Source organism: Streptomyces atriruber, from assembly GCF_001418325.1.
Taxonomy (GTDB): domain Bacteria; phylum Actinomycetota; class Actinomycetes; order Streptomycetales; family Streptomycetaceae; genus Streptomyces; species Streptomyces atriruber.
The window spans coordinates 61,318-80,589 of the sequence record NZ_LIPN01000096.1; the positions used below are offsets into that span (position 1 = coordinate 61,318).

The following is a 19,272-nucleotide window of genomic DNA, read 5'->3' on the forward strand; positions in this document are numbered from 1 at the left end:
GGTGTGCGGCGTCATCCCTGGTCCGCCTTCCATGCCAGCGCTGCCCCGAGAGCGCCGCCCGCCAGGCAGATAGCGATGGCGATCCCCCCGTGCAGCGCCATGGAGAAGTCGAGGTCGCGTGGGTCGGACAGCCCGGCGTTGGCGGCGAAGGAGGCGGTGAGGAAGTAGCCCTCGCCCAGAGCGGCGCCCCACCCGCAGGCAGCAACGAGTCGATATTGCCCGCCCGTCTGGCGGCGGCCGGTCAGCAAGTATCCGAACAGGGCTGCCTCGGCCAAGTACACGGCGATGGTGATGGCGACCAGCTTGAGGGGCGACATGAAGCCGTCGGGCCCGGAGAAGCCCACGTGAGAGACCACCTCGTCCGGCAGTCGACCGCGAACAGCCGCGTAGACGGCCAGCTGTGCCACGGCGGCGGCGATCCACGGGGCAGCACCTAAGACGATCCGACTGCGATCGGAGATTCCGGGACGCGTCTCTTTGGCCTGGGAGGTCATGAGCTCTCCAACTTCAAGAACTATTGTTACAGTACTACTATAACAATGGCTTGATGGGTTGGCGCGCCCAAGCTCGCCCCTACGCAGCAGCGCGGCGTCGATCTCGCTGATCCACACCCGTTCGACGTACGCCTTGAGCTTCGCCCGCCCGCGCACTCAGTCCTGCCGCTCCGTCCAAGCACGGCGGCGAGTTCGTCTCTGGCGATGCCGCAACCTGGTTGCACCGAGCAGGCCTCTCATCGAGGGCACCGTCGTCCGCCTGATCGTGGAGAAGCTGCCCAGCGGCGGGATCAACAAGCCGGTCTGGCTGTGGTAGTCGACTAGAGGTCGGTGGCCAGTGGGCGGGCGAGCCGGAGATGGGCATAGGCGGCGATCACCAGCCAGGTCCCTTGGGTCGGCGCTTCCGAGTTGCGAAGCCGGGGCTTGGTCCACCTCGGCGTCTGCTTGAAGAGGCGAAACGTGTGCTCGATGTCGAAGCGACGCAGGAACGACTGCCAGCACCGGTCGACTTTCGCGTCGGTGGCGCCGGCCGGATGTCGTCGGCGCGCGCGGCATGGGCGCTGGCAGGCGCGAGCAGGACGGTGAGTGTGGCACGGGTGGCGGCGGCGCGGATGCGCACGGGCTCCTCCGACAGGCCTTGCGCCTGCATTTCCCATCGGATGATGGATGTCTTTCCTTCATCGCCTTCGAAGCCACCGCAGTTTGAAAACAGGCTCTCAGCGGGCGCCGCCCCTCACCGCACGTCCCCGAACTCGCTCAGGACCCCGGGCGGAGCCAGCGCGTTGACGTAGTGGCCCGGACCGTGGTCCTCGAAGGAGTACGTGAACGGGATCGTCCGCGTGAGCGCGAGCCGCGCCGCGAAGAACGCGAGCGGCGCCACCACCGCGAGCCCCGCGAGGCTGTCCATCTGCGGATAGTGCAGGCCGGGATCGTGCACCTCGGCCCAGCCGCCCTCCCTCGGCCCCCGCGCGAGCGCGGTCAGCGAGCGGCCCGCGGCCCGCGCCCTGCGCCCCGCGTTGCGGCGCAGCTGCCCGCGGAGCAGGTCGCCCGGCAGCGAGACCGCGTCGATCGCCGTCTCCGCCGCGAAGGCGAGCGCGCCCTCCGTCACCCCGCGCGGCCTGCGGTAGTGGAACTCGCGGCCGAAGGGGGCGTACGGCCCGACGGGCCGGGGCGGCAGCGCGGGCACGACGTCGCGGTCGAAGATGTAGCGCAGCAGCCGGTCGCGCAGGACGTGCTCGCCCCGCTCGTCGGTCGCCCGCGCACAGGCCGCGGCGAACTCGGGGCCGCCGAGCAGCGGCTGGCCGAAGGTGTAGACGGCCCGCAGGCGTTCGGCCACGACCCGGTAGCGCGGCTCGTGGGTCAGGACGACGCCCATCAGCGCGGCCATCGCCCCGCCCAGGCTGTGCCCGGTGATGTACAGCGCCTCCATGCCGTCGCCGCGCACGCCCTTCTCCGTCGGGTCGACGGACTCGCCGCGCGCCGCCCGCTCCAAGGCCTGCATGATGAGGTGACGGGTGGCGCGCATGTTGCGGTAGAAGCCCGCGTGGACCTGGTGGCGCGTGCCCGCCAGCTCCACGGAGAGCGTCTCGGGGCGCACGTCCGCGTCGGTGAGGATGCTGATGATGTCCTCGGGCTGGGTGCCGCGGTAGCAGAGGATCACCACGCGGCGGTCCTTGTCCTGGACCAGATAGGCGGCCGAGGCGATGTACATGGCATCGACCCGCTGCTCGAAGACCCGGCAGCGGTTCTCCTCCAGACCGAGCCTGGACATGATCATCGCGACGGTCCCCGGATCACCGACCCGTCCTGCCCCGGCGTACGCGTACGCCGAGCAGGTCGCCATGGTGTGCGGGACCGGGCCCTCGGCCGGTGGCGGGCCCTTCTCCGCGGCCAGCAGGTCCACCAGGTTCTCGTGGACGGGGAACCCGGGCCGGCCGGGCCCGTGGACCTCGGTGGGGTCCTTGAGCGGGCGCAGCTCGGCGAAGCTCGGGCCCCTGGCGAAGTCGTCCCGCATGGCGTCCCCTACGACGAGCGGTGGCCGCCCCCGCGACGGGCGGTGGCTGCACCGGACTTGCGAGCACACCACCGGCCCGGCGCACCGTCAACTCCAAGGCCCCCGCGCGGCGGCCACCCGACGGGACCCGGCCACCGCGCACGCCGCGCACGTGGGGCTGGTGGGGAGCGGGGATTCACACGGGGTGCGAACCGGCCGCACGGCACGGCACGGCGCACCCGTGGACAGGCCCTCGACGGGCCCAAACGTCCTGGCCCGCGCGCCCGTTCGAGGTGTCGGGACGGCCGCGCACATAGGCGGGAACCCTCGCTGCGGCCGACCGGTGCCGCCAGTAGCGTCTGCCTGCCCCCTGTCCGTACGCAGTCCCGCGCAACCCAGCCGTGCGAAGGAAGAGGCGCCCGATGGCCGACACCGGACAGCACCAGCAGAGTTACGAGCGCTACATGGGCGGCAGCCCGGAAGCGGAGCGACGCCTCTTCGAGCGCCTGGCCAAGGAACTGATGAAGGTCCAGGAGAAGAACCGGACCGCGGTCCACGGGGCCACCCCCGAGCGCGCCCTCCACGCCAAGGCGGCCCTCGGCGTGGAGAACGCCCGCCTGCGCTTCCACGACGACCTGCCCGACACCCTGCGCAGCGGCTTCGCGCAGCCCGGTGCCGAATACCGGGCGACCGTGCGGCTCTCCAACGCGAGCGGCATCCGGCAGGCCGACGGCGCGCCCGACCTGCGCGGCGCCGCCGTGCGCGTGACCGTGTCCGCCGAGGAGAGCCACGACCTGCTCGCCACCAACCACCCCGTCTCGCACGCCCGCGACGCCCGCGAGTTCGTCGCGTTCGCCAAGGCCATGGCGGGGGCCACGACCACGCTCCAGAAGGCGGTCGGGCTCTTCGTGAAGCTGCCGCTCGCCGTCGGCATGGCCACCGCCACCCGGATGCGCCGCAACGTCCAGGCCGCCGCCCGGCACACCGTGAACAGCCTCGCCGGAGAGACGTACTGGAGCCGGAGCGCCATCCTGTGGGGCGAGGCGGGACCGGTCCGCTATCTGCTGCGCCCGTCCGGTCAGGGCGGCACCACCGCCGGGTCCGACCCCGAGCGCCGCGACCCGCAGTACCTGCGCCGCGAGCTGGAGACCCGGCTCGCCCGGCAGGACGTCGCCTTCGACCTGTGCCTGCAGCGGTACGTCGACGAGCGGCGCACCCCCGTCGAGGACGGCTCCGTGGAGTGGCTGGAGTCCGTCGCCCCCGCGGTGCCCGTGGCGACCCTCACCGTGCCGCGCCAGGACCTCGACACGGCGGAGGCGCGCGCCGTCGGCGGACGCGTCGAAGTGCTCGGCTTCAACCCGTGGTTCACCACGGACGAGTTCCGCCCGCTCGGCAACCTCAACCGCGCCCGCAAGGCCGCGTACGAGGCGAGCGCGGCACACCGGGGCGGCCTGCGCTTCGTCACCGGGGAACCGCTGCGCAACAGGGTGCTCGGGGCGCCCGTCGGCGCCGCCTTCCGGCTCCTGAACCGCTATGTGCCCTGGCACAAGCTGCCGGTGGAGCTGGGCCTGCTCAACCTCGTCTTCCTGCGCAAGGCGCTGCGCCGCCTCAACCTCATCGACACCGACGTGCCCGAGGCGCCGCCGAGGACCGTGCCCGTGCCCGCCCCCGTCGACGAACAGCTGCGCACCGCCCGCTCCTACGACGGGACGTACAACGACCTGTCCAAGCCCTCCATGGGGGCCGTGGGCGCCGCTTTCGGGCGCAACCTCAAGCCGGTCTACCGGCCCGACCTCTTCGACGTCCCGAACCCGGTCACCGTCAGCCGCACGCTGCTGCACCGCGACACCTTCCTGCCCGCGACCTCGCTCAACGTCCTCGCCGCGGCCTGGATCCAGTTCCAGGTCCACGACTGGGTCAACCACCGCCGCCACAAGCCCGGCGGCAAGGCCGTCGAGGTGCCGCTGCCGCCCGGCGCGACCTGGTTCAACACCCCCGGTGGACCGGCCGAGCGCGTGATGCGCTTCGCCGACAACGAAGGCGTCGAACTCCCCGGCGACCAGCCGCCCATCCTCTTCGCCAACACCGCCTCGCACTGGTGGGACGGCTCCGAGGTGTACGGCGAGAACGAACACACCGCGAGGTTCCTGCGCGAGCCCGACGGCCGCGCCGAACTGCGCCTGGAGGAGGGCCATCTGCCCCTCGGGCAGAACGGCATCCCGCTGACCGGGTTCGCCGAGAGCTGGTGGATGGGGCTCAGTGCCATGCACACCCTCTTCGCCCGCGAGCACAACGCGGTCTGCGGCGCGCTGCGCCACGCGTACCCGTCGATGAGCGAGGAGAGCATCTACCACACGGCGCGTCTCGTCGTCTCCGCCCTCATCGCGAAGATCCACACGGTGGAGTGGACCCCGGCGATCCTCGCCACCGAGGCCATCGACATCGGGCTGCACACCAACTGGGAGGGCCCGCCCAACAGTTGGCTCAACAAGCTCGGTCTGTGGCTGTTCGAGTCCCACTCGCTGACGGGCATCCCGGCGACGCTGCCGGACCACCACGGGGCGCCGTACTCCCTGACGGAGGACTTCGTCACCGTCTACCGCATGCACCCGCTGATCCCCGACGACTTCGAGATGCGCGAGCACCACTTCGGGCAGCGGCTGGAGACCCTCGGCTTCCGCGACGTCCAGGGCGGCGCCGCCGAGGCGGCCATCCGCAAGACGGGCCTCGCCGACACGCTGTACTCCTTCGGCATCGCCCACCCGGGCGCGATCACCCTGCACAACTTCCCGCGCGCGCTGCAGCAGTTCGAGCGCGAGGGCGAGATCATCGACCTGTCCGTGGTCGACCTCGTCCGCACCCGCAGGCGCGGCGTGCCCCGCTACAACGACTTCCGCGAGGGCCTGCACAAGCAGCGCATCCGCCGTTTCGAGGACCTGTCGCAGGACCCCGAGACCGTCGCCCGCCTCAAGGACGTCTACCGCTCGGTCGACGAGATCGACACGGTGGTCGGCCTGTTCGCCGAGAACCCGCCGCACGGCTTCGGCTTCAGCGACACGGCGTTCCGCATCTTCATCCTGATGGCCACCCGGCGGCTGCAGAGCGACCGCTTCCTGACCGTCGACTTCCGCCCCGAGATCTACACCCCGCTCGGCATCGACTGGGTCCAGAAGGGCGGCATGAACTCCGTGCTGCTGCGGCACTGCCCGGAGCTCGCGGGCATGCTGCCGCGCGGGGCCAGCGCGTTCGCGCCGTGGCGGCAGGTGCAGCAGACGGGCGGCGGGGACGAGGGCGGACGTGTCGGCGGCTGAGGGCGGGCCCGGCGGGCAGGGCGAGCGTGCCCCCGGCCGCCCGGGGGAGCACGGGCCCGGCCATCCGGGCCTCGGGGACCTGTTCGCCCGGCCCCTCCTGGAGACGGTCTGGCGCCGCCGCACCCACCGGGTGAGCCGCGGCGCCGCCGTCCCGGCGGGCTCGATGAGCTACCGGTCGCCGCACGAACCGCGGCCTCTGTCCGAGCTGGAGGAGGCGGTGCTGATCGCGCTCACCGGCTGCACCGGCCTCACCATGCCGGACCGTCCCTTCGACGACCCGCGCGACGGCACACCCATCATGGCCAAGCCCAACATGACCATGGCGGGCCGCACCGCGGGCAGCCCCGACAACGCGCAGGGCACGCACTTCTTCCTGATCAACGACTCGGGCACGTACTTCCTGCGCAGACTGCCCCCGGCCCCCTCCACCCCCCTCGACGCGACCAGTCTGGTGGAGCGGGCGCGTCGGGCGAAGGTCCGTGTCCTCGACCACCGCCTGGACGTCGCCGAGGGCATGCGCGACTTCCCGGCCTACCTGGACTCCAACCGCTTCCTGTCCAACCTGCCGGGAACGACGGTCCTGTTCCCGGTGGTCGACCTCTCCCACCAGTACATCAACGCCCTGATGTATCTGCTCACCCAGCCGGACGAGGCCCGCCCGACCCTGGTCGACGACCGCAACTTCTACCGCCCGGCGGGGGTGAAGAAGTGGGTCCGCAACGGCTTCCTCAACGGCGATCTGAAGCTGCCGCTGGGCGCGCTCGGCCCGATGCGCACCCAGATCGAGGCGGACCTGCTCCTGCAGAACCTGATGCTGACCGCCGAGGCGATGGGCCTCGGCGCGTGGATCCACGCCTCCATCAACCCGCAGATAGCCCTGGGCGACCCGAAGTTCTCCCGCGCCTACGGCCGGATGCTCGGCTTCACCTTCGTCACCCCGCGCTGGCGCCTGCCGGACGTGTGGCGCTGGCACGTCCCGCTGCCCAGGCACGCGAACCTGCGCTCCCACCCGGTCGGGCTGAGGTCGCCCGGGGGCGAGCCCCTCATCGAGGCGGCGTGCCCGCCGGCGCACCGCACGATGGCGGCGGCGGTCGACGCGGTGATCCGCGCCAAGTTCGGCCCCGGCGGCACGTACGGCGACAAGGACGTCTTCGCCCACATCTACAAGGAGGACTACGGGCCGCGGTACCTGGCGGAGGCGAGCGAGTACGAGGACCGGGTGGTCGCCTGTGCGCGGGACATCTGCACGTACATCCTGCGGACGCACCGCCGCTTCCCCGCGCACACGGACGCGATCCACGTCCCCGGCGTCTGGCTCCAGGTCCACCACGTGGAGAACGACTACTACGACAAGTTCTTCGCCGACGGACTGACGGACGCGCACCGTCACCATGAGGAGACGTGGGACACCTGATCCCCCCGCCGGTTCCTGCCTCGCGCCGGGGTCACGCCAGCGGCGGCACCACACAGTCGATGAGGAAGGGCCCCGGCTCCGCGAGCCCACGCTTCAGGAGCGCCGCGAACTCCTCGGCGGTGGCCGCCCGTTCGGCGGGCACCCCCATCCCGTTCGCCAGCGCGACGAAGTCGAGGGACGGTCCCGAGAGGTCGAGGAGCCGACGGGCCCGCACCCCGCCCGCGCCCGCCCCGACCGCTCCCAGCTCCAGATTGAGGATCGCGTACGACCGGTTGGCGAAGACGACGGTCGTGACGTCGAGCCCCTCCCGCGCCTGCGTCCACAGCGCCTGCAGCGTGTACATCGAGGCCCCGTCCCCGACCAGGGCGAGCACCGGCCGGTCGGGGCAGGCCACCCCCGCGCCCACCGAGAGCGGCAGCCCCTGCCCCATGGCCCCGCCGGTCAGCGTCAGCCAGTCGTGCGGCGGCGCACCCGCGGTCGCGCCCGGCAGCCACAGCCCCGACGTGTTGGCCTCGTCGACGACGACGGCGCCCTCCGGCAGCAGCGCCCCGACCACCGCGGCCGCCGACTCGGCGGTCAGCTCGCCGCTGGGCAGCGCGGGCCGGGCCGCCGCCTCTTCCCGTACGCGGTTCGCGGCGGGCCCGACCACCTCCGCGAGCCCTTCGAGCGCCGCCGTCACGTCCTCCGCCCCGGCCGCGAGCGTGTGCACCGCGCACCCCTGCGGCACCAGCGCGCCGCCCTGCCCGGGGTAGGCGAAGAACGTGACCGGTGACGCGGCTCCGGCGAGCACCAGGTGCCGTACGCCCTCCAGTTGACGCAGCGCGCCCGACGCCAGATAGGCGAGCCGCTCGACGGCGGGGCGGCCCGCGCCCCGCTCCATGCGGGCGGGAAAGGTCTCGCACAGCAGCTTCGCGCCGGTGGCCGCGGCGATCCGCCCCGCGGCCGCAAGACCGGCGCCGCGTGCGGCCTCCCCGCCGAGCAGCAGGGCCGTGCCTCCGCCGGACCGCAGCGCCCCGGCCGCGCCCGTCACGGCGTCCACGGAGACCAAGCCGTGCCGCGCCGGGGCGGGCCGCGCGGAGGGCGGCGGATCGCCCGCATCCGACCACGACACGTCGGCGGGCACGACCAGCGTGGCGACGGCGCCGGGCGGCCCGGTCGCCGCGGTGACGGCGGCGGCCACGTCACCGGCGAGCTCGGTCGCGTAGTACGTGCGCCGCGTCCAGGCCGACACGGTGCGGGCGAGCGCCCCGATGTCGGACTCCAGGGGCGCGTCGAGCCGCTTGTGGTGCAGGGCGTGGTCGCCGACGACGTTGACGACGGGGGTCGCGGCCCGCCGTGCGTTGTGCAGGTTGGGCAGGCCGCCCGCGAGGCCGGGGCCGAGGTGCAGGAGCGTGCACGCGGGGCGGCCCGTCATGCGTCCGTAGCCGTCGGCGGCGCCGGTGGCGACGCCTTCGAAGAGGCAGAGCACGGGCCGCAGTCCGGGCGTCTCGTCCAGGGCGGCCACGAAGTGCATCTCGGAGGTGCCGGGGTTGGCGAAGCACGCGCGGACGCCTCCGTCCACGAGGCCGTTGATCAGGATCTGCGCTCCGGTCGGCATGGCGGTCCGCCTCTGCTCGGTGGCGAGGGCGCGCGGTGGGCGACGGCGCCCGGCGCGTGGGGGAGGCCAGTCTTCACGGGGTCCGGGCCGTGGCGGCAGCCGGGATCCGGCCAGCCGGCGCGGGCGCGCCGGGGCCGAACCTGCGCCGGTAGTCGGACGGGCTGAGCCCCGTCTCGCGGCGCAGCCTGGCCCGCAGATTGGCCGCGGTGCCCAGGCCGCTGCGGTGCGCGACCATGTCGAGGCGCTCCTCGCCGCGTTCGATGAGTCGGCAGGCCAGGGCCACGCTTCCCCAAGCTCTTAATGAGCAGGGGAGACCCCGATCCTGGTGAGCCCGGCCAGCGGGGGATGCCGAGCTGGGCGCGGAAACGGCGGTGCGGGGTGGCGGGGCTGACCCCGGCGCGGGCCGCGAGGCCGGCCACCGTGACGGAGTCGCCGAGCTGCCCCTGTGCCCAGGCGAGTACCGGTGCGAGGGACTCGTCCGGCACGGTGCGAACGGGCCGTTCGACGAACTGCCGCTGTCCGCCGTCCCGGTGGGCGGCGAAGACGAGCCGCCTGCTCACGGAGTTGGCGACCTCGGCGTCGAAGTCCTTGCGCACGATGTGCAGGCCCAGGTCGAGGGCGGCCGTGCCGCCCGCCGCGGTGAGGATGCCGCCGTCGTCGACGAAGAGCACGTCCGGTTCGAGCTGCACGGCCGGAAACCGCTCCCGGAAGAAGTCGGCCCACTGCCAGTGCGCGGCGGCCCGCCGCCCGTCGAGCACCCCGGCCTCGGCGAGCGTGAAGGCCCCGCTGCAGAAGCCCACCGGGCGGGCGCCGCGCGCGTAGGCCCGGCGGACGGCGTCCGAGACGGCGGGCCGTCGCGGCACGTCGGTGTCCGGCCGGTTGGGCACGATCACGGTGTCCGCGGTGTCGGCCGCGTCGAGTCCGGCCACACTGGTGAGCGCGAAGAAGCCGTCCGCATCGGGGTGCCGGGCGCGGGCGAGCAGAGCGCGAACTCGTAGAGTGCGCGCCCCAGGTCCGGCCCGCGCAGCTCGAACGCCACGGTGGCGCAGCCGAGTTCGAAGGGGTTGGAGTTCTCGTCGACGACGACGCGGTGCGGACGGGCCGGGCCCGGTACCGGGGCCTGAGAGGATCCTTGCGGCATGCGCGATTTCCAGCACTCGTGGCGGGGCGCGGCACGTCGCAGGATCACCCCATGACCAGTGACCCCAGCGCCGTCAGCACTGCCCCCATCGCCCTCGACCAGGCCTTCGCCTGCTTCGACGCCCTGTGGAGCCCCCGCATCGTCGCCTCCGTCAACGACTACGACGTACGCGTCGCCAAGGTCGAGGGCGAGCAGGTCTGGCACGTCTGGCACGTCCACGACGACACCGACGAGTTCTTCCTGGTGCTCGGCGGCGAGCTGCACATCGATCTGCGCGAGCCGGCGGGGGAGCGCCGGGTCACGCTCCCGCAGGGCTCGCTGTGCACGGTCCCGCGCGGCACCGAGCACCGGCCGTACGCCCCGCGGGGCGCCCGCATCCTCCTCTTCGAGCCCACCGGCACCCCGACGGTCGGCGACCGCCACGAGGAGATCCCGGCCCACGTGGACGTGACGACGGGTCACCCGCTGCACGCGTGACGCTTGTGTTCAAGTCCGTATCCGTACGCCGTCGTCGAACGCGGCCCGATCGAGCCGCAGTTCTTCGGAATGAAGGAGTACGACCCCCAGGAGTCGTACTCCGCGCGCTACGTCGTCACGGACGACGTGGAGGCACATGTCGTACGGCACGCGGCAGTTCCTGATGACCGACCCCGGTGGCACCAGCATCCGCGTCGGACCGCGGATCAGCGAGGACCAGTCGCTGCGCCCCGTCCCTGCAGGGCCCGCGCGAAGGTCCCCTTGGCGCGCCGCCCGGCTCCGGCTCACCGGCGCGGAGCGGGAGGCCGCACGCGACGCCCTGGCGCGCCTTGCGGAGCCGCGGGAGTAGCGGTCCGCCCCCGGGCGGTCACGCACCGGCACCCTCCGTATGAGAGCCGTCAAGACGGCTGAAAGTGCCGTATGGAGGACGTCAACGAAGGTCGTGGACGGCGAAAACGGCGGTTACCTCTAACCGTCCGAGCAAGTACTGCACCGTCCACTTCCTACAGGAGCTCACGATGGCCGACGTGGCCTTCGTCGTCACCACGATCGCGGTCTTCGCGCTGGTGGCCCTCGTCGCCAAGGGGGTGACCAAGCTGTGACCGCCGAGAACATCGTCGGCCTCGTCGTGGCCGTCGCACTCCTGGGCTATCTCGTCCTCGCCCTCGTCTTCCCGGAGAGGTTCTGAGTACGGATATGAGCCCCGTCCTTGCCGGTGTGCTCCAGCTGCTCGCCCTGGTGGCCGCGCTCGCACTCGCATACCGTCCGCTCGGCGACTACATGGCCCGCGTCTACGGCTCGAAGAAGCACCTCCGTGCCGAGAAGTGGATCTACAAGGCCATCGGCGCCAACCCCGACACGGAGATGCGCTGGCCCGCCTACCTGCGCGGAGTCCTCGCCTTCTCCGCCGCCGGCGTCCTCTTCCTCTACCTGCTGCAGCGGCTCCAGGGCTCGCTGCCCGGCTCGCTGGGCTTCAGGTCCATCGACCCGGATCAGGCGTTCAACACCGCCGCGTCGTTCGTGGCGAACACCAACTGGCAGTCGTACTCCGGCGAACAGGCCATGGGCCACGTCGTGCAGACCGGCGGCCTGGCCGTGCAGAACTTCGTGTCGGCGGCCGTCGGCATCGCCGTCGCCGTGGCCCTGGTCCGCGGCTTCGCCCGCTCCCGCACCGGTGAGCTCGGCAACTTCTGGGCCGACCTCGTGCGTGGTGTCGTCCGCATCCTGATCCCGATCTCCGTGATCGGCGCGATCGTCCTGGTCGCCTGCGGCGCCCTGCAGAACTTCTCCGGCATCCACGAGGTCGGCCAGTTCATGGGCGGCAAGCAGGAGTGGAACGGCGGAGCCGTGGCCTCCCAGGAGGTCATCAAGGAGCTCGGCACGAACGGCGGCGGCTACTTCAACGCCAACTCCGCGCACCCCTTCGAGAACCCCAACGGCCTCTCCAACCTCTTCGAGGTCTTCCTGATCCTGCTCATCCCGTTCGCCCTGACGCGGACCTTCGGCAGGATGGTCGGCTCGGTCAGGCAGGGCTACGCGATCCTCGCCACGATGGCGACGATCTGGCTCGGCTTCACCGCGCTGATGATGTGGACCGAGTTCCACCACGGCGCCCCGGCCCTCGACCTGGCAGGCGGGGCGATGGAGGGCAAGGAGACCCGGTTCGGGATCGCCGGATCGTCGATCTTCTCCGTGGCCACCACGCTCACCTCCACCGGCGCGGTGAACTCCTTCCACTCGTCCTACACCGGCTTCGGCGGCGGCATCCAGATGCTGGGCATGCAGCTCGGCGAGATCGCTCCCGGCGGTACCGGGTCGGGCCTGTACGGCATGCTGATCATGGCGATCATCGCCGTGTTCATCGCCGGTCTGATGGTCGGCCGCACCCCGGAGTACCTGGGCAAGAAGATCGGCACCCGCGAGATCAAGCTGGCCGCCTGCTACATCCTCGTCACCCCGGCGCTCGTCCTCGGCTTCACGGCCGTCGCGATGGCCCTGCCCACCCCGGGCAACTCCATGGCGAACCCCGGCGCGCACGGCTTCTCCGAGGTCCTCTACGCCTACACCTCCGGGGCCAACAACAACGGCTCGGCCTTCGCGGGCCTGAGCGCCGACACGCAGTGGTTCAACAGCACGATCGGTCTCGCGATGCTGCTCGGCCGCTTCCTGCCGATGGTGTTCGTCCTCGCGCTCGCCGGATCGCTGGCCGAGCAGCAGCCGGTCCCCGCGACCGCGGGCACCCTGCGCACCGAAAAGCCGCTCTTCACCGGCCTCCTTGTCGGCACCATCATGATCATCACCGGTCTGACCTACTTCCCCGCGCTCGCGCTGGGACCGCTTGCCGAGGGGCTGGCGTCATGAGCACACACACCGAGAAGCACCAGGCCGACGACCGGAACGAAGGGGCGCTCGCCACCGCGGAACGCGCCCCGCACCAGGACGTCCCGAGCGGCCACAAGTCCTCCGACGCGGGCAAGGTCGGCGCGGGCCTCTTCGACCCGGCCCAGCTCCTGAAGTCGCTGCCGGACGCCTTCCGCAAACTGAACCCGCGCGTGATGGTCAAGTCGCCGGTCATGTTCGTGGTCCTGATCGGCTCGGTGGTCACCACCGTGCTCGCCGTCAAGGACCCGGGGGACTGGTTCGGCTGGGCGATCACCGCCTGGCTCTGGCTGACCACGGTCTTCGCCAACCTCGCGGAGGCCGTCGCCGAGGGCCGCGGCAAGGCGCAGGCGGACACCCTGCGCAAGGCCAAGACCGACACGGTCGCGCGCCGCCTGTCCGGATCCACCGAGGAGTCCGTGGCCGGTACCGAGCTGCGCATCGGCGACCTGGTCGTCTGCGAGGCGGGCGACATCATCCCCGGCGACGGTGACGTCGTCGAGGGCGTGGCGTCCGTCGACGAGTCCGCGATCACCGGCGAGTCGGCTCCCGTCATCCGCGAGTCCGGCGGCGACCGCTCCGCCGTCACGGGCGGTACGAAGGTCCTCTCCGACCGCATCGTCATCAAGATCACGACGAAGCCCGGCGAGACGTTCATCGACCGCATGATCAACCTGGTCGAGGGCGCCGCTCGGCAGAAGACGCCCAACGAGATCGCCCTGAACATCCTCCTGGCGTCCCTCACCATCGTCTTCCTGCTGGCCGTCGTCACCCTCAAGCCCTTCGCGATCTACGCCGGGGCCGACGACCAGACCTCGATGATCGTCCTGACGGCGCTGCTCGTCTGCCTGATCCCCACCACCATCGGTGCCCTGCTCTCCGCGATCGGCATCGCGGGCATGGACCGCCTGGTCCAGCGCAACGTCCTCGCCATGTCGGGCCGGGCCGTCGAGGCCGCGGGCGACGTGTCGACCCTGCTGCTCGACAAGACCGGCACCATCACTCTCGGCAACCGCCAGGCCGCCGAGTTCGTGCCGGTGCGCGGCACCACCGAGGCAGAGGTCGCGGACGCCGCCCAGCTCTCCTCGCTGGCCGACGAGACGCCCGAGGGCCGTTCCGTCGTCGTACTCGCCAAGGAGAAGTACGGCCTGCGCGAGCGCCACCAGGGCGAACTGACCGGCGCCGACTGGGTGCCCTTCACCGCGCAGACCCGTATGTCCGGTGTGGACGTCGACGGACGCAAGGTGCGCAAGGGCGCGACCGGTTCGGTCATCGCCTGGGTCAAGGAACGTGGTGGCGAGGTCGCCGAGGATGCGCAGGAACTCAACGACCGGATTTCACAGGCTGGTGGCACGCCGCTGCTTGTGGCTCTTGAGGACGCTGACGGGGCCCGGGTCCTCGGGGTGATCCACCTCAAGGACGTCGTCAAGGAGGGCATGCGCGAGCGGTTCGACGAACTGCGCCGCATGGGCATCAAGACCGTCATGATCACGGGCGACAACCCGCTGACCGCCAAGGCCATCGCGGACGAGGCGGGCGTGGACGACTTCCTCGCCGAGGCCACGCCCGAGGACAAGATGGCGCTGATCAAGCGCGAGCAGGCGGGCGGCAAGCTCGTCGCGATGACGGGTGACGGCACCAACGACGCGCCCGCGCTCGCCCAGGCCGACGTCGGCGTGGCCATGAACACCGGCACCTCGGCCGCCAAGGAGGCCGGGAACATGGTGGACCTGGACTCCAACCCGACCAAGCTCATCGAGATCGTCGAGATCGGCAAGCAACTCCTCATCACCCGAGGCGCGTTGACGACCTTCTCGATCGCCAACGACGTCGCGAAGTACTTCGCGATCATTCCCGCCATGTTCGCGGTGGCCTACCCGAGCCTCGACAAGCTCAACATCATGAACCTGTCGTCGCCGGAGTCCGCGATCCTGTCCGCGGTCGTCTTCAACGCGCTGATCATCGTCGCGCTCGTGCCGCTCGCCCTGAAGGGGGTGCGGTACCGGCCGATGAGCGCCGACCGGATGCTGCGGCGCAACCTCGGCATCTACGGCCTGGGCGGACTCGTCGCCCCGTTCATCGGCATCAAGGTCATCGACGTACTCATCTCCCTCATCCCCGGCATTGGGTGACGCTGTCATGAACAACTCCGTAGGAAACACCGCCCGGTTGATCGGCGCGGGCCTGCGCGCCCTGCTCGTCCTCACCGTGATCTGCGGCGTCCTCTACCCGCTCGCGGTGACCGGCGTCGCCCAGGCCCTGTTCAACGACAAGGCCAACGGCTCCGAAGTGAAGGCGGACGGCAAGGTCGTCGGCTCCGAACTCATCGGCCAGCGCTACGACCTGCCGCTGAAGAAGGGCCAGGAGACGGCCGAGCCGGACCTCAAGTGGTTCCAGCCCCGCCCCTCCAACGGCCTCGGCGAGAACAGCGTCAACACGCAGTACAAGCTGCTGCTGTCCGGCGCCACCAACCTCTCCGGCGCCAACAAGGACCTCATCCAGCAGGTGAAGGACGCCAAGGCGGCCGTCGTCAAGGACAACTCGACCGCCGACCACAAGGTCAGCCCCTCCGACGTGCCCGCCGACGCGGTCACCTCCTCCGGCTCCGGCCTCGACCCGCACATCTCCCCGGACTACGCCGACCTCCAGGTCCACCGCGTCGCCGCCGAGAACCACCTGGACGCGGAGCGGGTCCAGGAACTGGTCGACGAGCACACCGACGGACGCGCCCTCGGCTTCATCGGCGAGCCGCGCGTCAACGTCCTGCAGCTCAACATCGCCCTGAAGGAACTGACCGACAAGGGCTGACGGGCCCGCATCCACAAAGGAAGAAGGCGGCACACCGATGACCCGGGTGCTGGTGGTGGAGGACGACGTGCAGCTCGTGAGGGCTCTCGTGATCAACCTCAGGGCGCGCAAGTACGGGGTCGACGCGGCCCCCGACGGAAGCACCGCGCTGCGCCTGACGGAGGCCCGGCAGCCGGACGTCGTCATCCTCGACCTGGGACTGCCCGACATGGACGGCATCGAGGTGCTCAAGCGCCTGCGGGGCCGGACGCGCGCGCCGGTCCTGGTCCTCACCGCCCGGCGGGCCTCCGAGGAGAAGGTCGTGGCGCTCGACGCGGGCGCCGACGACTACATCACCAAGCCGTTCGGCATGAACGAACTCCTCGCCCGGCTGCGGGCCGCCGTCCGCCGCACCGAACCCGTCGCGGTCGCCCGGGAGACCGCGGTGGTCACCACCGACGGCTTCACCGTCGACCTGGTCGCCAAGAAGGTCACCCGCGGCGGCCGCGACGTACGCCTGACCCCCACGGAGTGGCAGCTCCTGGAAATCCTCATCCGCCACCCGGGACGCCTCATTCCCCAGCGGCAGCTGCTCCTCGACGTGTGGGGCCCGTCCCACGGCACCAAGACCAACTACCTCCGGGTCTACATGGCCCAGCTCCGCCGCAAACTCGAAACGGACCCCTCCCGTCCACGGCACCTCATCACCGAGCCGGGGATGGGCTACCGCTTCGAGGGCTGACCCCGCACGGGGCGGGCGTCAGGGGGCCGGGTCGGAGTCCCGCAGTACCGTTCGGATGAACTCTTCGGCCCCCGCGATCTGCTCCGCGTCGATCTCCACCTCCTTGCCGTCGGGGTGCCGCACGACGATGGAGAGGTTCGCGCGGCGCTGCTTGATCCAGAGCTGCGCGGAGGCGACCAGCGCGGCGACCGTGCCACTGCTGACCGTGGTGAGGACCAGCTCCGACACGGCCCCCATCTGCCCCGGCCCGGGGGCCTCGCCGCGCAGCCGGACCCGGCCGCGCAGGTCGTCCTCCCGCTGCAGCCAGGAGTGCAGGTCCCGCACCAGAGCCGGGTCGGAGCCTGCCGGACCACTGACCTTGATCTGTATGGACATCACCGCATCCGTCCCACGTCCGCACGGACGTCTCGTCATACTGTGCCCCACGACAACTCGGTCCGTACGGGGGGGAATTGGACCGACCCGGAGCGAAGTGGTGAGGCAGTGCGTACAGCGGTGGCCGCGTTCGACGTGGGTGGTACCAATTCCCGGCTGCGCGGCGGCCGGGCCGGAGAGCCGGACTGCACCGAGCTGAAGGTGCGGACCGCCGACCACCCGTCGCTGGGGGCCCTGTTGACCTCCTGCCTGGACCAGGCGGGCCTGCGCCCCGAGACCGTGGTGCTCGCCGTCGCCGGGCGCGTCCCCGCGCACGGCGCCGTGCAGATGACGAACCTTCCGCACTGGCCGGTGTTCGAGAGCGCCGCGTTCGCGGCCGAGCACGGCATCCGGCTCAGCGTCGTCAACGACATGACCGCCACCGCGCACGGCATGGCGGACCTCGGACCGGACGAGGTGCGCCCGCTCACCCACCACGACGCCGCCTTCCGCGCGGACGAACTCCTCGCGGTCTCCGTGGGCAGCGGTGTGGGCAGCGCCCTGCTGGACGGGCACGGGGTGGTGCGCACCTCCGAGTCGGGACACGTCGCCTGGCAGCCGGTGGACGAGTTCGAGGCGGGGTACCTCGCCTTCCTGAGGTCCGGGAGCGGAGGGCTCGAAGGGGTCGTCACCGTCGAGGAGTCCATCGGCGGCCTCCGCGGCTTCGACCGGATGTACGACTACGTGTGTCACGCCGCGCCGCCCGCCCCCGAACTGCACGACCGGGTGGCCGAGGCGCGCAGGACCGGCTCGGCCGTCGCGCCGTTGATCACCGCGGCGGCGCTGGCGGGCGACGCCCGCGCCCGTGAGGTGGTCCGGCTGTTCGCCGCCCTCTTCGGCCAGTATCTGCGCGGCGTGGTCCTGGTGTGCCTGCCCGCGGGCGGCGTCGTCACCCTGACGAGCGGAGTGCTGCAGGCGCCCGGAGTCGCGGAGTTCCTGTGCGGGGAGACGGAGTTCCTGGACCGCTTCGTCAGCCCGGGAGCCTGCCACCACGACCTGCTCGCGGAGGTCCCGGTGCGCCTCGCCCTCGACCCGCTGGTGGGCGTGCGGGGCGCCTACCGGCTGGCGACGCGGGACGCCCTGCGGGAGGGGCAGCAGGCCGACTGAGGGCGCCCGGCCGACCGGGACACGGGCGCCCTAGAGCGGGGCGCACCACCCGCCGGCCCCCGGCAGCCCCGCCGACTCCTCCGGCCCCCACGACCCGCGCGGGTAGGGCAGCGGCGCATCCCGCACCTCCAGCGCCGGAGCCACGATGCGCCACGACTCCTCCACCGTCCGCATCGAAACGAACCGCCCCGTCCTGCCCTGGATCGCGTCCGCGAGCAGATGCGTGTACGCCTCCCACGAGGTCCCGGACGCCTCCAGGTCGAAGTCCAGACCGACCGGCATCGGGCCGGGATCCGCCCCGGGTCTGCGGGCGTTGACGGTCAGCACGGCGCCGCCGTGGCTGCCGAGCCGGAAACGCAGGCGGGTCGGTCCCGGGTCCTCGTGGGTGAACCAGAGGCGGTGCTCGGCGGGCGCGAAGTCCACGACCACCTCGATCGCCGTCGCGGCCAGCCCTTTGCCGGAACGCAGCAGGAACGGCACACCCCGCCAGCGCTCGGCGTCGACGTCCAGGCGCAGCGCGGCGTACGTCTCCACCGTCGAGTCGCGGGCCACCCCCGCCTCCGCCCGGTAGCCCGCGTACTGACCGCGCACGAGCTGGCCGGGATCCACCGGGCGCACCCGGGCGAGGGCCTGCGCGATCCGCTCGCGGAAGGCCTCCGCGGTGCCGTCCGCGGGGGGCTCCATCGCCACTATCCCGACGAGCTGCAGCAGATGGCTCTGGACGACGTCACGGACCGCGCCGATCTCCTCGTACAGCGATCCCCGGGTATCCACGCCCCTGATCTCGCAATGCGTGATCTGCACCCGGGAAATGCTGTTCCTGTCCCACGCCGATTCGAGGAACGGATTGCAGAAACGAAAAGCCAGGAGATTCTCGACCGCTTCCTTGCCGAGGTAGTGATCCATTCTCAGCACGCAGTCGGCGGAAAAGACTTTGAGCAGTGATTCGTTGAGCGTACGGGCCGAATCGAGATCGTTGCCGAACGGCTTCTCCACGAGCACGGACCCCGGGGGCAGGCGCACGGAGCCCATCGTCGCGATCGTGCCGGTGGCCTGCGGGGGCGGGATGCCGAGGAAGTACACGGGACGGTCCGCGTCGCGGACCGCGAGGGCCACGTCCGCCATCGTGCCGTGCTGTTCCGTGTCCCCTTCGATGTAACACGTCCTGGCCAGCAGCCGGTCCACCGTTGTGCCGTCCGAGGGGCCGCACATGTCGTGGACCGCCGAGGCCACGAACTTCTCGAAGCCCTCCCGGCCGAGACCGGGCAGCCCGACGGCGACGATCAGGGGCGCGCACCGCTCCGACAGCGACAGGCGATAGAGGGCGGGCCACAGTTTTCGTCGCGCCAGATCTCCGGTCGCGCCGAAGAGAACCAAGGCATCTGACGATGCGTTCGTCACGCACCCTCCTCAGGG

The 19,272-nt window shown here is 71.6% G+C and carries 14 protein-coding genes and 3 pseudogenes; 10 read left to right on the forward strand and 7 right to left on the reverse strand.

The genetic code is table 11. The features are described 5' to 3' along the window. Positions 1–11: 11 nt before the first annotated feature. From AOK03_RS11390 to AOK03_RS11395, 3 genes and pseudogenes are all read right to left on the reverse strand, one after another. Complete coding sequence (locus AOK03_RS11390; protein ID WP_055565079.1) at positions 12–494, reverse strand: hypothetical protein; 483 nt, start codon at positions 492–494, stop codon at positions 12–14. A gap of 323 nt (positions 495–817) precedes the next feature. Beyond that, positions 818–1,018, reverse strand: a pseudogene (locus AOK03_RS44990) (NF041680 family putative transposase); the annotation flags it as partial. Between the two features lie 209 nt (positions 1,019–1,227). Further along, the gene (locus AOK03_RS11395; protein ID WP_055565080.1) at positions 1,228–2,508 is read right to left on the reverse strand and encodes a lipase family protein; all 1,281 of its coding nucleotides are present in this window, start codon (positions 2,506–2,508) and stop codon (positions 1,228–1,230) included. A 401-nt stretch (positions 2,509–2,909) separates the two neighbouring features. On the opposite strand from AOK03_RS11395, the gene AOK03_RS11400 reads away from it, so the two are divergent. Further along, entirely contained in the window at positions 2,910–5,798 is a 2,889-nt protein-coding gene (locus tag AOK03_RS11400; protein WP_055565081.1) for a peroxidase family protein, read from the forward strand. Further along, a complete protein-coding gene (locus tag AOK03_RS11405; protein WP_244177572.1) occupies positions 5,785–7,212 on the forward strand; it encodes a hypothetical protein in 1,428 nt (475 codons plus the stop codon). Before AOK03_RS11400 ends, AOK03_RS11405 begins: the two co-directional genes overlap by 14 nt. A gap of 31 nt (positions 7,213–7,243) precedes the next feature. Here AOK03_RS11405 and AOK03_RS11410 read toward each other — a convergent pair whose 3' ends face one another. Together AOK03_RS11410 and AOK03_RS11415 are read right to left on the reverse strand one after the other, a co-directional pair. Continuing rightward, positions 7,244–8,809, reverse strand: coding sequence for an acetolactate synthase large subunit (locus tag AOK03_RS11410; RefSeq protein ID WP_055565082.1), 1,566 nt, complete (start codon positions 8,807–8,809; stop codon positions 7,244–7,246). 73 nt (positions 8,810–8,882) lie between these two features. Continuing rightward, positions 8,883–9,950, reverse strand: a pseudogene (locus tag AOK03_RS11415) (GlxA family transcriptional regulator). A 51-nt stretch (positions 9,951–10,001) separates the two neighbouring features. On the opposite strand from AOK03_RS11415, the gene AOK03_RS11420 reads away from it, so the two are divergent. The 7 genes and pseudogenes from AOK03_RS11420 to AOK03_RS11450 all read left to right on the forward strand — a co-directional run bounded on the left by AOK03_RS11420 (position 10,002) and on the right by AOK03_RS11450 (position 16,335). Next, positions 10,002–10,427: a cupin domain-containing protein gene (locus tag AOK03_RS11420; RefSeq protein ID WP_055565083.1), complete on the forward strand. Its 426-nt coding sequence runs from the start codon at positions 10,002–10,004 to the stop codon at positions 10,425–10,427. Between the two features lie 3 nt (positions 10,428–10,430). Then, positions 10,431–10,665, forward strand: a pseudogene (locus AOK03_RS43945) (VOC family protein); the annotation flags it as partial. 360 nt (positions 10,666–11,025) lie between these two features. After that, positions 11,026–11,115 (forward strand): K(+)-transporting ATPase subunit F, encoded by a 90-nt coding sequence (kdpF, locus tag AOK03_RS11430; protein WP_033264828.1) that lies wholly within the window; start codon positions 11,026–11,028, stop codon positions 11,113–11,115. Between the two features lie 8 nt (positions 11,116–11,123). After that, the gene (gene kdpA / locus AOK03_RS11435; protein WP_055565085.1) at positions 11,124–12,788 is read left to right on the forward strand and encodes a potassium-transporting ATPase subunit KdpA; all 1,665 of its coding nucleotides are present in this window, start codon (positions 11,124–11,126) and stop codon (positions 12,786–12,788) included. Further along, complete coding sequence (gene kdpB / locus AOK03_RS11440; RefSeq protein ID WP_055565086.1) at positions 12,785–14,938, forward strand: potassium-transporting ATPase subunit KdpB; 2,154 nt, start codon at positions 12,785–12,787, stop codon at positions 14,936–14,938. The genes kdpA and kdpB overlap by 4 nt, the downstream gene beginning before the upstream one ends. A gap of 7 nt (positions 14,939–14,945) precedes the next feature. Beyond that, a complete protein-coding gene (locus AOK03_RS11445) occupies positions 14,946–15,614 on the forward strand; it encodes a potassium-transporting ATPase subunit C (protein ID WP_055565087.1) in 669 nt (222 codons plus the stop codon). Positions 15,615–15,651: 37 nt separating this feature from the next. After that, entirely contained in the window at positions 15,652–16,335 is a 684-nt protein-coding gene (locus AOK03_RS11450; protein WP_055565088.1) for a response regulator, read from the forward strand. An 18-nt stretch (positions 16,336–16,353) separates the two neighbouring features. Here the strand turns inward: AOK03_RS11450 and AOK03_RS42515 are convergent, their stop codons facing one another. Continuing rightward, the gene (locus tag AOK03_RS42515) at positions 16,354–16,710 is read right to left on the reverse strand and encodes an effector-associated constant component EACC1 (protein WP_055565089.1); all 357 of its coding nucleotides are present in this window, start codon (positions 16,708–16,710) and stop codon (positions 16,354–16,356) included. A gap of 108 nt (positions 16,711–16,818) precedes the next feature. On the opposite strand from AOK03_RS42515, the gene AOK03_RS11460 reads away from it, so the two are divergent. After that, positions 16,819–17,856: a glucokinase gene (locus tag AOK03_RS11460; RefSeq protein ID WP_157868921.1), complete on the forward strand. Its 1,038-nt coding sequence runs from the start codon at positions 16,819–16,821 to the stop codon at positions 17,854–17,856. Positions 17,857–17,886: 30 nt separating this feature from the next. Here AOK03_RS11460 and AOK03_RS11465 read toward each other — a convergent pair whose 3' ends face one another. Further along, a complete protein-coding gene (locus AOK03_RS11465) occupies positions 17,887–19,257 on the reverse strand; it encodes a hypothetical protein (protein WP_063792475.1) in 1,371 nt (456 codons plus the stop codon). Positions 19,258–19,272: the final 15 nt, after the last annotated feature.